This is a genomic window from Calothrix sp. NIES-2098, assembly GCF_963875125.1.
In the GTDB taxonomy this organism is placed as follows: domain Bacteria; phylum Cyanobacteriota; class Cyanobacteriia; order Cyanobacteriales; family Nostocaceae; genus Aulosira.
The window spans coordinates 3659195-3674217 of record NZ_CAWNKJ010000001.1; the positions used below are offsets into that span (position 1 = coordinate 3659195).

Sequence of the window (15023 nt, forward strand, 5' to 3'; positions counted from 1 at the left end):
TTGCGTAGGTATTCCTTCATTACCAAGAAATTATTTTGGTAATTTCAGAAGCTTAATAAAACTTCTGAATGTTTGTGATGCCACAAAATAACATTCTGTTGCTCTATTAATTTGGCATAATCTACCACAAATTAATGGCAGAAAAGGCATTTACTTGATTATGCAAAATTTATTTGTATTCTCTCTATTTTGACCAAGCGTTTGATTAATCTATCAACTTGTTCCATATTGTGATGCAAATATTTGACCGAACAAGACAAGAATATAAGCCCCGGAATTTATGGTAATTGTAATTTTGAATTTTCTAAAGGAGTTGACTTGTATTTTCTGCTTTTTTACTAGATAATCCCAGTTTTTGCAACACAGCCAACACTATGTTAGATACTGCACTGAAGTTTCTCACAGATGAATTAAATACTTACTTACTGACTCAGACAGGTTTAGACACTGTCAAGGTGGAGATGAGTAAGTTGGTGAATGAGGAAGGCAAATATGCGTTTGAGCTAGATACCATTGCAGCTTCGATTATCAATATAGAAGAGGAGCGAGTATTCAAATCCCAGGTTCCCGAACACATTTACAGCAACGGACAACATATAGTCTTAGAACCAGAATTAAAACTTAATCTGCATGTGCTATTTGCGGCTAACTTTAAAGTCTACGAACAAGCGCTGAAGTATTTATCGTATGTGTTGACGTATTTTCAGTCCCATCCGGCTTTTACTTCGGTAGAATATCCTGCCCTCGATCCACGCATTGAAAAACTGACGACAGAACTGCAAACCCTCAACTACGAACACTTGAACCAAATATGGGCGTTTATTGGTGGTAAACAACTACCATCGGTAATCTATAAGGTACGCATGGTTGCGATTCAGGGTATGGTGCCAAGTTCTATTCAGCTACCAGTCCTAGAAATCAATACAAATCTTCACGGTCAATAATATTAGGTTTTAGTATTATTGTTGACAATCAGCCTATTACCTGCATACTATCGTCGAGTCTGTGAGGCTCTCAGTGGTCATGCAATTTCGTACATTATTCACGGTCAGCATATCTCATAAATACTATCTTCAGGGCTGTAAAGATTTTAGTTTTATCATCCCTAGTGATAGCGCACAATTACTGACAAACGGCAAACTGATCGCAAAGATCCGCGAGGGAATCTTGTATGTTCTGTTTGCAGCAGATGAGCCTGAGTTTCAACTCACAGGAAAGACTCTAAGCATCGGCTTGAAATTGCTGAATCCTTTTTTTAGCAACTTCACCGACTTGGATTTTAATACCAATTCATTCCACCCTCTTTATACCAATGCTACTAACCCTGAAGTATTGGATGGAGGAATACCAGTGACTTTGGTAGGACGAGTGTTCAGCTATTCCCTGAGCAATACAACACGACCTCTGACAGTGATGCTGAAGAATGCTGACGGTCAGATTCTGCAAACAGATACGATCGCTGATGACCGCGCAAACATTACTTACGATCTGAATGGGCAAACGGCGGGCGTCTATACTGTCACTGAGGCTGATTCTGAAAGTATAAAAACTGTTAATTATTATTCCAGTCTGGAATTACAGCGGGAAGGAATTTTCGGTGTGTTGGCAATTACAATCGCCGATAGTTTTTATACCAACCCACGCGCATTTACCCTCTCGTTTGCAGCCAAAGAAGAAACGTTGAAATATTACGTCGTAGGCAAGAACTACTCAGATGCAGATATTGAACAATTAGCGGTTGCAGATGGGGGAGAAGAAGGGCGATCGCCAATCAACTTCACAAAAGTTCTGGCTGCTGACTTCACTGATGAAGACATTTCCCCTAGCCTGCTTGGTAATGGCGATGCCAAAATTGCTCTGTTTAAATCCCAAACACCCTTGCCACGCCAAGAAAAAGCGCGCCAGAAAATTCAGTTACGGCATTTGCAACAAAAAGATGGAGAAGTCGAAGAAAGGATACTGATTCCCCATCTACCTCAACCTAGTGGCGATCGCACAAATGCCGATCTAATTATCCAACTTACAAAACCAAAACCCTAAACACGCAAAACTATGGTAACTGTCAAAAAAACCCCAGGTGTATACGTCGAAGAGATTTCGGTTTTTCCTCCTTCTATAGCAGAGGTGGAAACAGCCATTCCGGCTTTTATTGGCTATACAGCTAAAGCAACTAAACTCTCGGATAATGACTTACTCAACATCCCCACCAAAATCAATTCACTGCTAGATTTTGAGACCTATTTCGGCAAAGAACCGAATATTAATATTTCTCAAGTAGTAATCGATGAAAAAAATAATTTCATCAATTCTAGTTTTACGAACAATTATTATCTCTACGATAGCATGAGGCTATTTTTTGATAATGGCGGTGGTAATTGCTATGTAGTTTCTGTAGGGAGTTATCAACAATCCATAGATCGCGATAAATTGAAAGCTGGTATAGATGCTCTCAAAAAATACGATGAGCCTACCATTATCCTGTTTCCTGATGCTGCTGGACTAGATGCCGATAAATTAGGATACTTGCAAATACAGGCCCTAAATCAATGTGCTAGTCTAGGCGATCGCGTAGCTGTGTTGGATACTCGCAACGATGACCCTAATGGAATTTCCTTCCGAGATAAAATCGGCATTAATAATCTCAAATATGGTGCTGCTTATACTCCTTGGTTGAAGGTGAATTATAGCAAAAACTTGTCCTATAAAGATGTAAGAAATGTAATTCAAAAAGGGGCTGCAACTGTCACCTTAAGTTCGCTAACAACTGATGCTGGCATACAAGCTATAATCGCCAAGTTAGAGAATGCACTAACAGATGTAGATACAGTTAAAGCCAAGATAACAGCAGGTCTAGCAGGCGCTCCATCGATAAATTCTAAATACGATACAGTACTCACAACCTATAAGAACAATAAGACACCTGCTAATATGCAAGCGATCTTTCAATTTCTGTTTCAATTAGCTGATATTGTTGACGATCTTCTGAATGCTACTACTGGAGTGAAAGGGGATGCACTGAAAGCAAATATTCAAGCCGCGATCGCTAATTCACTGAAAAATGCGTTTAGTGAATTAATCAGTAATGAAAAAGAGTTAGATGGAAAAGTCAGCGGAGACTATACACCTCAATGGAATATCGATCCCGATCCTAGTGCCACCGAATGGGGCAACATATTCACAACAGCATCACCAGCCGCTTCAACAACAGCTATCCCTGCCACAGCAGATACTGATGACAAAAAAACTGATGCGCTGCTGCCTAACATCAATAAAAACTTCACCATCATTAATGAAGCTATCAACAGCTTTGTTTCAGGCTCTGCACAATACGTTAGTACCTACGATAAAAATTTATACGATACCTATCCGATTTATCAAAACATCATTAAAGGTATCAATGACACAGCAACTGTCATTCCGCCTAGCGGTGCTATTGCTGGTATCTATGCTTTAGTTGATAACCAGCGAGGTGTATGGAAAGCACCAGCTAATGTTAGTCTTGCCAGCGTAATCGAACCCAATTATAACTTTGACGAAAAAGAAACAGATGATTTGAATGTAGATGTGAATGCAGGGAAATCTATCAATGCCATCCGCGCTTTTGCAGGAAAAGGAACATTAGTTTGGGGCGCTAGAACTCTGGCAGGAAACGACAATGAGTGGCGCTACATTTCTGTGCGCAGGTTCTTCAATATGGTGGAAGAATCAGTCAAGAAATCTACTTCTTGGGCAGTGTTTGAGCCGAACGATGCCAATACTTGGGTGAAAGTGCGAGGGATGATCGAAAATTATCTCACTCAGAAATGGCGGGAAGGCGCGTTAGCCGGTGCAACTCCCAAAGATGCCTTTTTTGTTAAATGTGGACTTGGTATTACCATGACCGCCCAAGACATTCTTGAAGGTCGAATGAACGTAGAAATTGGCATGGCGGTAGTGCGTCCGGCAGAATTTATTATCTTGAAGTTCTCGCACAAATTGCAGACTTCTTGATTGGAATGGGGCATTGGGCATTTCTTCCCTTCCTCCCCACACTTCCCACACTCCCCAGCCCCTATACTCGCTAGGTTTTAAATCGCTCAAACTCAACAGAGACAAAAAATATGGCTGATAAACTCTATCCCTTACCTGTTTTTCACTTCCGTGTGGAATTTGGCACGGAACAACTTGGCTTTACTGAAGTTTCTGGATTAACTCAAGAAAATCAAATGATTGAATATCGTGCAGGTGATTTTCCAGAATTTTCTACTATCAAAATGCCAGGTTTAAGAAAGTTCAACAACATCACTCTCAAACGCGGCATTATGCAAAGCGATAACAAATTCTTTCAATGGCTAATTAGTGGCATGAAGCTGAGTAAGGTAGACAGAAAAGACCTCACTATTAGTCTGTTGAACGAAAAACACGAACCAGTGATGAGTTGGAAAGTAAGTCGGGCTTTTCCCGTAAAGTTAGAAGGGCCGCAACTGAAAGCTACTGGTAATGAAGTAGCGATTGAATCTCTAGAAATTGCTCACGAAGGTTTAGAAATTCAGAATGACTAATGGCTAATTACTATCCGCCAGTTGGGTTTCATTTTAAAGTTGAAGTGCAGGATTTGTCTGCCAACGATAATGACGTAAAGTTCACAGAAGTTAGTGGTTTATCTGTAGAAATGGGTACGGAAGAAATCGCTGAAGGAGGAGAAAACCGATTTATTCAGAAATATCCTACCCGCACCAAATACCCGGAATTGATTTTGAAACGAGGATTACTGGTAAATTCAGAGATTCTTAACTGGATTCGTCAGTGTTTGGAAGACTACAAAATTCAGCCCAAAAATATCTTCATCAAATTACTGAATGAAGAACACCAACCTCTGCTGACGTGGAATGTGGTCAATGCTTACCCAACTAAATGGTCGGTCAGCGATTTCAATGCTTCCAATAATACAGTGGTCATTGAAAGCCTACAGTTCTTTTATCAATATTTCACCTTAGTTAAATCCTAAATTATGCCGATAGTTGTCGATGAAGTCGTGATTTCTGTGGAAGTCACTAACCAAGCCTCAGGTGGTGCAGCCTCAGCACCTCCGGCTACAGAGGACAAGCAAACCATCATTAACGAATGTGTAGAACGGGTACTTGACATCCTCAAACAAAAGGAAGAACGCTAAACTATGAGCGATAGGGGGACACTAGAGAAGCTGGTAATAAAAGCTTTTGAAAAGCCTGATTATTCTGGACAAGCGATCGCGGAATTCTCTGCCTATGTCAACCCGAACGAAATTACTTTATCGTATGAAATGGAATACGATAGTGCCCAAGGATCGGGTACAACTAACAGCCGGATGAACTTCAAGAAGTTGAAGCCAGGGGATATGTCCCTCACCTTCTTTATTGATGGTACGGGTGCTAATGGCAGCTTAGTTGATGTTCAGCAGAAAATCGCGCAGTTCCAGACAGTGACTGGTTACAACGGCAATATCCACAGACCAAATTACTTAAAGGTAGTGTGGGGAACTTTACAAGTAAAGCGCTGTGTCCTCAAAAGTGCCTCCATCGCCTACAAGTTATTTAAGCCTAATGGCATACCGTTACGAGCTGTCATCACCGCCAATTTTACCGATAATTCTGACGATCAAACCCGTCAGGCGATCGCTCAAGATCAATCACCGGATCTCACCCATATTCGCTTAGTGAAAGCAGGCGATACCTTGCCGGGATTGTGCTATCAGGTTTATGGCGATCCGAATTATTATCTGGAAGTCGCTCGTGCTAATCAGATTACCAACTTCCGCCACCTCTCCCCCGGTAGCAAACTTGTCTTTCCCCCCTTGGAGAAGTAGCAATGCCAGAAACCAGGACTTTACCGATTCCCGCCGCACATCGTGAATTTACCATCAAGGTGAATGGGAAAGCCGTGGCGCGAGAGCATCAGCTCTTAGGAGTGTATGTCATTAAAGCGGCGAATAAAATCGCTGCCGCCCGCCTGGTGTATTTGGATGGATCGGCTGCTGCTAGTGATTTTCCCCTGAGCAACAAAGATATATTGATTCCCGGCACAGCAGTGGAAATCCTCGCTGGTAAAGATAGCGATCCAGTCTCTTTGTTTAAAGGGATTGCGATTCGCCAGCAATTAAAAGTCCGGGAACACACCGCCCCGCAATTAATCGTCGAATGCCGTCATCCAGCATTCAAGCTCACTGTTGGTCGTCAGAACGCTTACTTTTTTGATCAACCTGACAGCGACATTATGAGTTCATTGTTATCCAAGGCGGGAATTAATGGGGATGTGGAGAGTACATCTGTCACCCATAAACAACAGGTGCAATATTACAGCTCAGATTGGGATTTTTTGCTGGCGCGAGCTGAGGCGAATGGCAAGCTAGTGTTTACTAATAGCGATCGCGTCCAAGTAAAAGCACCTGCTTTGGCGGGAACTCCAGTTTGTAACCTGCAATTTGGGGCAACAATTCTGGAACTCGATGCAGAAATCGATGCCCGCCTTCAATACAATGCTGTCAAAAGCTTGACCTGGGATGCTGCGCAACAAAGCGTCTTAGAAAAAGAGGCGACAGACCCCAACTTCAAAGCACCGGGGAACTACAGCATTGACGATTTAGCGGGTGTGGCGGCATTAGATTACTATCGGCTGCAACATATAGCCGTGAGTGAAGAAGAGGCACAGGCTTGGGCGAATGCTCAATGGCTCAAATCTCAAATGAGCAAAGTCAGTGGGCGGGTGAAGTGCGAAGGTATAGCTACGGTGAATCCTGGGGATGTAGTTACGTTGAGTGGTGTAGGCGATCGCTACAACGGTAACGTATATGTCACGGGGGTGCGTCACGACTTCGACCTAGTGCAAGGTTGGAAAACCCACATCCAATTTGGCAGTGTGGAAAAATGGCTAGAGGAAGACAATACTATTTCTGCACCCAAAGCAGCCGCCCTCCTACCAGGGATAAACGGCTTGCAGATTGGCGTAGTCGTAAGTAATGAAGACCCCGATGGCGAACACCGAGTCCGCGTGAAAATGCCATTAGTCAATGAGGAAGAAGACGGTACTTGGGCGCGGGTAGCAACAATTGATGCTGGTAGCGATCGCGGCTTCTTTTTCCGTCCCGAAATCGGGGATGAGGTAGTGCTGGGCTTTTTAAATGACGATCCTCGCCAAGCAGTCATTTTAGGAATGCTGCATAGTAGCGCCAAAGCCGCACCCCTAAAAGGCTCGGATGAGAATCACGAGAAAGTGTATCAAAGTCGGTCAAAAATGAAACTTTACTTTCACGATGAGAAGAAGGTGATGCAGCTAGAAACACCAGCAGGCAATAAGTTGACCTTAAGCGAAGAAGACAAAGCCATCAAGCTAGAAGACCAAAACGGTAACAAAATTAGCATGAATTCAGAGGGGATTCAAATAGAAAGCAGTAAAGCGATCGCTCTCAAAGCCAAAACAGAATTGACCGTTGAGTCAGGAACAGCATTTAGCGCCAAAGGAGGAACCAACCTGAAACTAGAAGGAACATCAGGAGCAGAATTAACCAGCACCGCCACAACCACGATCAAAGGCGGATTAGTGCAGATCAACTAAATTAATTTATTCAATTAATACTATGTCAGCAGCAGCAAGAGTTGGCGATCTCAGCAATCACGGTGGTACTATTGTCGGCCCCGGAGTCAGCAATGTCCTAATTGGTGGCAAACCGGCGGCTGTAGCAGGCGACGCACATATTTGTTCCTTACCCCCTAACAGCCATCAACCTACCACAAGTGTTTTTACACTGGGTAGCACAACGGTGTTAATTGCGGGGAGGCCTCCACTACGCACATCAGATACCTGCATATGTGGAGCAATGGCAGTTGTGGGCGAACCAACGGTGATTATTAATTAATTGGGCATTGGGCATTTCTTCCCACACTCCCCACACTCCCTCATCCCCCTCTACCCTCAAACATAAACCGCTATGTCAGAGCTAACCTATACGTCTTTTTTGGGTAATGGTTGGAGTTTTCCGCCAGAGTTTGTGCTGGAAACTGGCGAAGTCGTGATGACAGCAGATGAAGCAGATATTCAATCTAGCTTGAAAATTCTCTTTGGGACTGCGATCGGCGAGCGTTTTCTCAATCCTAAATACGGACTTGATATGCAAGAAATGCTGTTTGAGCCGATGAGTACCACGATGAAAACATACATAGTAGATCGGGTAAAAATAGCTATTTTGATCTACGAACCCAGAATCGAATTGTTGACCTTAGACTTAGATACAACCGCGCAAAACGAAGGCAGAATCAGCATCGTGATGGAATATAAAATCCGAGCTACCAACTCGCGTTACAACCTCGTTTATCCCTTTAGTACCACTGATGGTAATGAACTTAGGAGATGAGTGTGGGGAGTGTGGGGAGTGTGGGGAGTGTGGGAAGAAATAACAAATGACCAATGACAAACGACAAATGACAAATGACAAATGACAAATGACAAACCACAAGATATTATCCAAAATCTCATCTTCCAACTAGGGCAAAGTCAAGACGATCGCTTGTCTTTAGAATTGGGGATACATTTTGCTGATGTAGATGAGTTGACAACGCCAGATTTATTGCGGTTGACTAAAGCATTTGCAGAGTTCGTTAACTATTATCGCAATAATCCCTCAACGCCTGTTGGTAACTGGAGTAATTTTTTTCCTGATGAAGCTGCTATTGAGTCACTGTTAAAAAGTGAAGAAGCAAATACTTCTCCACATCTGGCTTTGTTTCTAGTGTTTCTAGAACTTTACAAACAGCCTCAGAGTGTAATTAACAAGATTACGACTCGCCATCTAGATTTTTATTATCAAGATGTATTGCAGCTGCAACCAAAAGCGGCGATCGCGGATAAAGTACATTTGCTACTAGAACTTAAAAAGAATGTCGCACCAGTGCGGATTTTACCGGAACATTTATTCTCGGCGGGGAAAGATGCGACGAATGTGGAATTAATTTATGCACCAACGCGGGAAACTGTAATTAATGCTGCGAAAGTTGAGTCTTTGCGTTCTGTGTATTGCGATCGCCTGGGAAATGGTACGATTCGCTACGCGCCAATTGCTAATTCCTCGGATGGCTTGGGCGGAAAAATCATAGGTAATGAGCCAAAGTGGTTTGGGTTTGGTAATCCGAATTTACCGCCAGCAGAGGTAGGATTTGCGATCGCCTCTCCGGTACTGCGGATGCAAGAAGGCGATCGTCAAGTTACTGTATCCCTGCAATTAAATAATGTAGACTCAACGCAACTCAATAATCTATCACTTCAGAATGCTTTTGACGTATACATTACTGGTGAAAAGAGTTGGCTATCTTGCTCGGTATCTTCTAGCTTAAGCCCGGACAATGTGCTGACGTTAAAGTTTACTGTGCCTGTAACTGAAAAAGCAGTAATTGATTATAATCCTACCATTCATGGCTATTTTTATAATGCTCAAGCACCAATTGTTCAGGTTTTATTAAAAGCAAATAATCCCAAAATTGGCTATAAAAATTTTCTCAACTTTACTATAACAAATGCTGCGGTTGCTGTCGAAGTCTCGAAAATTACTTCGCTTCATTTAGAAAGTGATGGTGGCACGCTCGATCCCAAAAAAGTATTTTTACCATTCACTCCCCAACCATCTAAAGGTTCGCGCTTTCTTGTAGGTTATGCGGAAGCATTGACTAAAAAATTGTCGGAAATTAGTTTAAAAGTTCAGTGGAAAGATGCACCAGAAAACTTTTCCGACCGTTACAGTAACTATGGCGAATCAATCGATAACAATTCTTTTACAGCCAACGTTACTTTTCGAGATGGTGGAAATTGGACATACAACAACGACAAGCCACTGTTTAATTCTAGTAATGCTGCATCTGAACAGACTTTTACCTTCACTCGTAGCAGTGCTGGTAAATCCATTGATGTGACGGAGGGGATGAAAGTTTATGCACTGAATACAATGAATGCAATTTGGGCGCTTGATGACGCCAAGAGTTTTGTATTGCAAAAACCTGTTTTAACTTCCTATCAAACTTTTCTCCCCGAACCTCAAATTGGCGCGATCGCTTTCACGCTAGAGCGAGATTTTTTGCATGATATTTATCGCAAGAAGTATGTAGAATATGTCATGAAATATAGTAGAAGACAAGGTGATTTAATCATATTAAACGAACCTTATACCCCTGCTATTCAAAGTATTTCGCTTGCCTATAAAGCATACTCTGATACAGTAAATATCGCTGCTACTGAACTGAATGATTTTGCTAATCCTGATGTTCACTTCTTCCACATTAGCTATTTTGGGCAGATGCGAGAGCATGGCTATCAACGTCAGAAATTCAAACTCACAACAGCTATACCACTGCTGCCAATTTATGACTATGCTGGAGAATTATTAATAGGGTTGAATAATCTCAATCCGGGTGATAGTGTCAGCGTACTATTCCAGGTTGCAGAAGGTAGCGCCGATCCAGATTTGCCAACAGAAAAACTAGATTGGTTTGTACTGTGTGACAATTATTGGCAACTTTTGAGCCGTTCTGAGGTAGTGCTGGATACGACAAATCAACTACTAACTAGCGGTATCATTCAGTTTGTGATTCCCTTAACTGCGACGACTCAAAACACGATTTTGCCAAGGGATTTTATTTGGATTAAAGCTGCGATTAAAAACAATGTAAATGCTGTTTCTCAACTAATTGATGTTGCAGCCAATGCAGTGGAAGTACAATTTGTAGATCGAGGAAACGATCGCAATCATCTCTCGACAGCTTTAGAACCCAGTAAAATCGCCAAACTTAAAACCGGAATTTCTGCAATTAAAGCAGTGAAACAACCTTATGCTTCCTTTGGCGGTAGTTCAGTGGAGAGTGACAACAGTTTTTATACCCGCGTTTCCGAACGACTGCGCCATAAAAATCGTGCTATTAGCCCTTGGGATTACGAACGGATAATTCTCGCCGCCTTTCCTAAAGTGCATAAGGTGAAATGTATTCCCCACGCTAGCGAAAAGTCATGGCTGGCTCCCGGCCATGTTCTCATCGTAGTTATTCCCGATCTCAAAAATAAAAATGCCATAGACATACTACAGCCAAAAGTAGATGCTGATACTATTAGTCGCATTACTACCTATGTCCAAAAACGAGCCGGGATGCAGGTACGTGTAAAGGTAAAAAATCCCAATTATCAAAAAATTAAGGTGGATTTTAAAGTCAAATTTTATCCCGAATATGAATTTAATTTTTACAAAAATCAACTAGAGCAGGATATTATCCGGTTTTTATCTCCTTGGGCTTACAATCGCGATCGCGATATTTCTTTTGGAGGAAAAGTTTATAAATCTGTGCTGTTGGATTTTGTGGAAGATTTATCTTACGTCGATTATGTAACCGATTTTAAAATGTATAGCTTTAGTGGAGAAACTATTAACTATACTGACATTAATGAGGTGCAACCCTACACGCCCGATACAATTCTCGTCGCCGATAAAAATCATACTATTAATTCAGTAACTTAGTAATTTTAATTTTAAATTGTAAAAAATGCTTTCTCAACTTACTATTCCTAAGAAAAACAATCAAGAATTAGCGCTCGATTACGAACAGTTGTATGCGATCGGGCTAAAGCACGTACAGCAATTATCTAGCAAAATCTGGACAGATTATAACGTCCACGATCCGGGGATTACCACTCTTGAGTTGTTATGTTACGCCCTCACAGATTTAAGCTATCGCGCATCATTTCCGATCGCAGATCTGTTAGCAAGCGAAACTAATAATGCTGAGGAAATGAAGAAGCAATTCTTCACAGCACGTCAGATCCTACCCAATCGGGCTTTGACAACATTAGATTATCGCAAGCTCTTAATCGATCTGCCAAATGTGAAAAATGCTTGGGTAAAATCAGCAATACAGTCATACTATGCTGATGTGGAAAAGGGGGAATTGTTGGGAACTCCCACATTATATGCTGAGGAACTCATTAACCTGCCATTATTCGCCGCTAGACTAAAGCAGGATTCACCCGATCCGATTTCCCGATATCTGTTGGCGCAACTATCAAATGCAACTCGAAAATTGCTATTAGCTTACGATGGTGCAGATCCAGAAGCCGAACCATTGCACACCCAACTGGTATACGATCTCAACCGCATCATTCAAGGCGATACTTTTTCAAGCTACGTGCTGTCTCTATTGCGAAATGATACTGGGCAGGCATTGGCTACTTACAAAGGACTAGAATCTCAAGCAGCGCCACTGCGAAATCTATTGGTGCGGGATCTCAACCTCATCATTCCAGAAAATGCATTCTATCGGGAGGAATGGGTGAAGGAGTTTACAGCAACTCAATCATTAATTGCACAATACTACAAGGCAACAGTCGCAGGGCGAGAGACAGAAAATATTAGCGATCGCCTAAATCGACTAATCTTGGAAGATATCTATCCAGAGTCAATCGCCCGTTATCATTTATCAATTGAAAATATTCTCGATTTACCATCATTCACAGCCAAGTTAAAACAAACATCTCCCGATCCGGTTTCAGGCTATTTATTCGCCCAATTGCGGGATGTGACTCGACAGGAATTAGCTAAATATCCAGGCGCAGATTCCGAAGCACAAAAGCTGCATACTCTACTCATACAGGATTTAAACCAGATCGTGCAAGGAGATTCCATCTACGAGGAACCGCGATTTACCGGGGTTGCGTTGTCTCCCTCAACAGTGGGTTTAATCGCACTACAACAACAATTAAATGCAGCTAACCATCGCTTGAATCGATTATTGTTGAATGATGTCTATCGGCTGGAAATTGGCCGTTATCACCCTCTACGAACCACTGCTACTTTGCAAAGTATCAAAAAAGTCACGCTTGCGGGATTGTACGATGTGATTATTGATTACGAGGACAAGATCCCACAGAGTGAGAAAGACAATGCAATCCGAGATGTGAAACAACGATTACACGCAAATCGCAATCTTTGTGAAGACTTTGTTCATTTTACCGAAGTAGAAATCCAGTCTTTTCAGTTATGTGCCGAACTGGAGTTAACTCCTGATGCGGATGTCACAAAAGTAAATGCTGCCATTTTGTCGCAAGTGCAGCAATATCTTTCGCCATCGGTGAGATTTTACACTCTCAGTGAAATGCTGACACGCCATAATGTTGAGGAAATTTTTGACGGGCCTGTACTTGACAACGGTTTTATTGATGACGACGAACTAGAAAACGCAGAGTTACGCGAGGAAATTCGCCTATCGGATATCATCAGTATCATCATGGATATTGAGGGAGTACAGGCGGTTCGAGATATTGTCATCAACCCGGAAGGTAATCAAGTTCCTCTAGTTAATAAATGGGTGATTCCGGTTGATGCAGGGAAGAAAGCACAATTGAACTCTAGCGGATCGCGCTTAGTCTTCTACAAGCGGAATATGCCTGTAGTCCCTGGTAATGCTAACAATACGCCATCAGCCGTTTCATCTGCAACCGAGATGACAAATGACCTACCTATTCCCTTGGGAAATTACCGAGATTTAGCCAATTACTATTCGTTTCAAAATCATTTTCCCGCAATTTATGGACTGAGCGACGTTGGCTTAAGCAGCACAGCAGACGACAAGCGTAAAGCACTAGCTTATCAATTAAAAGCCTATCTGCTGTTCTTTGATCAAATAATGGCGAACTACTTAGCACAGCTGAGTCATGTGAAAGAATTGTTTTCGCTAAATCCAGAACTGAAGCAAACTTATTTCTATCAGGTAGTCAACACCTTTGCCGATTACAACAAAATTTACGCTACAAACAATGTCATAGAGACTCTGCAAACTCAAAATAGCGATCGCGAAATAGCTACAGGTTTCGATCGCCGCAATCGGTTTCTCGACCACTTAATTTCTCGGTTTGCTGAACGCTTCCATGATTTTGTCAACATCATGTATTCTGCGTTTGGTGAGACTCCCGAAAGGATAATTCGTTCTAAATGTGAGTTTCTCTCAAATTATCCGACCGTTAGCCAAGAGCGATCGCTAGCTTATAACTACAATCTCAAACAAGATACTGATTTATGGAATACAAACAATGTATCTGGCTTAGAGAAACGATTAGCCAAACTCTTAGATATTCGTAACGATAAACGCAGAAACCTTAGTGAAATTACTTACGATATTTACGCAGAATTGGATGAAGAACCTACGAATGAATTTCGGTTTCGCATTCGCCAGCGAGAGACTTTAGAAATTATTCTTAGCAGTAGTAAGAATTACGACACTAGAGAACAGGCTAAAACAGCAATGGAAAAGGCGATTCATTGCGCTTTATTGCCTTCAGGATACCAACGCAAAGTAGCCACAGACGGCAGACATTACTTCAATATTATTAACGATTTAGGAGAGATCGTAGCTCGACGGATTGAATATTTCTCCACCGAAGCCGAAATGAACCAGGCGATCGATGAACTAATAGCCTACCTCAAGGAGAATTATAGCGATGAAGGGATGTATTTAATTGAAAATATTCTCCTGCGACCAGAACAAAATAGCGATCCGTTTCTGCCGATTTGTCCCACATCAAACTGTACCGATTGTTACGAGACAGATCCCTATTCTTACCGCATCAATATTATCTTACCTGCCTATAGCGATCGCTTCCGCAATATGAACTTTCGACGATTTACCGAACAAGTAATTCGCGAAGAAACCCCAGCCCACATTTTGCCAAAAATCTGCTGGATTGACAAAGATAATATGGCTGAACTCGAAAAATTATATCGCGATTGGATTTACTTGAAAGCAGGTGTAGAAAAGGTCAATAGGGAAGAAAAACTGCGAAACTTTATTCAGAAACTCTTTGCAGTTAAAAATGTTTACCCACAAGAAAAAATCCGCGAATGCGACAGCGGTGAAAACCAACGTAAATTCATCCTGGGACGCACAATTTTAGGTAGCAGCAATGAGGGATAGGGGGGATGAGGGAGTGTGGGAAGTGTGGGGAGAAATAACTATTGACTCTGGACTGTGGACTCTTGACTCGTGACA

12 protein-coding genes are annotated in these 15023 nt (G+C 42.0%); all 12 read left to right on the forward strand.

Going from position 1 to position 15023, the window contains the following annotated elements:
• Positions 1-374: 374 nt before the first annotated feature.
• The 12 genes from AACU33_RS15310 to AACU33_RS15365 all read left to right on the forward strand — a co-directional run bounded on the left by AACU33_RS15310 (position 375) and on the right by AACU33_RS15365 (position 14948).
• The gene (locus AACU33_RS15310; protein WP_096589510.1) at positions 375-944 is read left to right on the forward strand and encodes a DUF4255 domain-containing protein; all 570 of its coding nucleotides are present in this window, start codon (positions 375-377) and stop codon (positions 942-944) included.
• 79 nt (positions 945-1023) lie between these two features.
• Positions 1024-2040 carry a hypothetical protein gene (locus AACU33_RS15315; RefSeq protein WP_096589511.1) on the forward strand — a complete coding sequence of 339 codons (1017 nt, stop codon included), beginning with the start codon at positions 1024-1026 and terminating at the stop codon, positions 2038-2040.
• Between the two features lie 12 nt (positions 2041-2052).
• Positions 2053-3990 (forward strand): phage tail sheath family protein, encoded by a 1938-nt coding sequence (locus AACU33_RS15320; RefSeq protein ID WP_096589512.1) that lies wholly within the window; start codon positions 2053-2055, stop codon positions 3988-3990.
• A gap of 110 nt (positions 3991-4100) precedes the next feature.
• Complete coding sequence (locus AACU33_RS15325; RefSeq protein WP_096589513.1) at positions 4101-4541, forward strand: phage tail protein; 441 nt, start codon at positions 4101-4103, stop codon at positions 4539-4541.
• On the forward strand, positions 4541-4987 hold the full coding sequence (locus AACU33_RS15330) for a phage tail protein (protein WP_096589514.1): 447 nt from the start codon (positions 4541-4543) through the stop codon (positions 4985-4987). The genes AACU33_RS15325 and AACU33_RS15330 overlap by 1 nt, the downstream gene beginning before the upstream one ends.
• A 3-nt stretch (positions 4988-4990) precedes the next feature.
• On the forward strand, positions 4991-5152 hold the full coding sequence (locus tag AACU33_RS15335; protein ID WP_339376032.1) for a DUF5908 family protein: 162 nt from the start codon (positions 4991-4993) through the stop codon (positions 5150-5152).
• 3 nt (positions 5153-5155) lie between these two features.
• Positions 5156-5824, forward strand: a complete 669-nt coding sequence (locus AACU33_RS15340) for a CIS tube protein (protein WP_096589515.1) — start codon at positions 5156-5158, stop codon at positions 5822-5824.
• Between the two features lie 2 nt (positions 5825-5826).
• Positions 5827-7569, forward strand: a complete 1743-nt coding sequence (vgrG, locus tag AACU33_RS15345) for a type VI secretion system tip protein VgrG (protein ID WP_096589516.1) — start codon at positions 5827-5829, stop codon at positions 7567-7569.
• Positions 7570-7591: 22 nt separating this feature from the next.
• Positions 7592-7870, forward strand: a complete 279-nt coding sequence (locus AACU33_RS15350) for a PAAR domain-containing protein (RefSeq protein ID WP_096589517.1) — start codon at positions 7592-7594, stop codon at positions 7868-7870.
• A gap of 72 nt (positions 7871-7942) precedes the next feature.
• The gene (locus AACU33_RS15355) at positions 7943-8365 is read left to right on the forward strand and encodes a GPW/gp25 family protein (RefSeq protein ID WP_096589518.1); all 423 of its coding nucleotides are present in this window, start codon (positions 7943-7945) and stop codon (positions 8363-8365) included.
• An 81-nt stretch (positions 8366-8446) separates the two neighbouring features.
• Positions 8447-11503, forward strand: a complete 3057-nt coding sequence (locus AACU33_RS15360; protein ID WP_096589519.1) for a baseplate J/gp47 family protein — start codon at positions 8447-8449, stop codon at positions 11501-11503.
• A gap of 25 nt (positions 11504-11528) precedes the next feature.
• On the forward strand, positions 11529-14948 hold the full coding sequence (locus AACU33_RS15365) for a hypothetical protein (RefSeq protein WP_339376033.1): 3420 nt from the start codon (positions 11529-11531) through the stop codon (positions 14946-14948).
• Positions 14949-15023 lie beyond the last annotated feature (75 nt).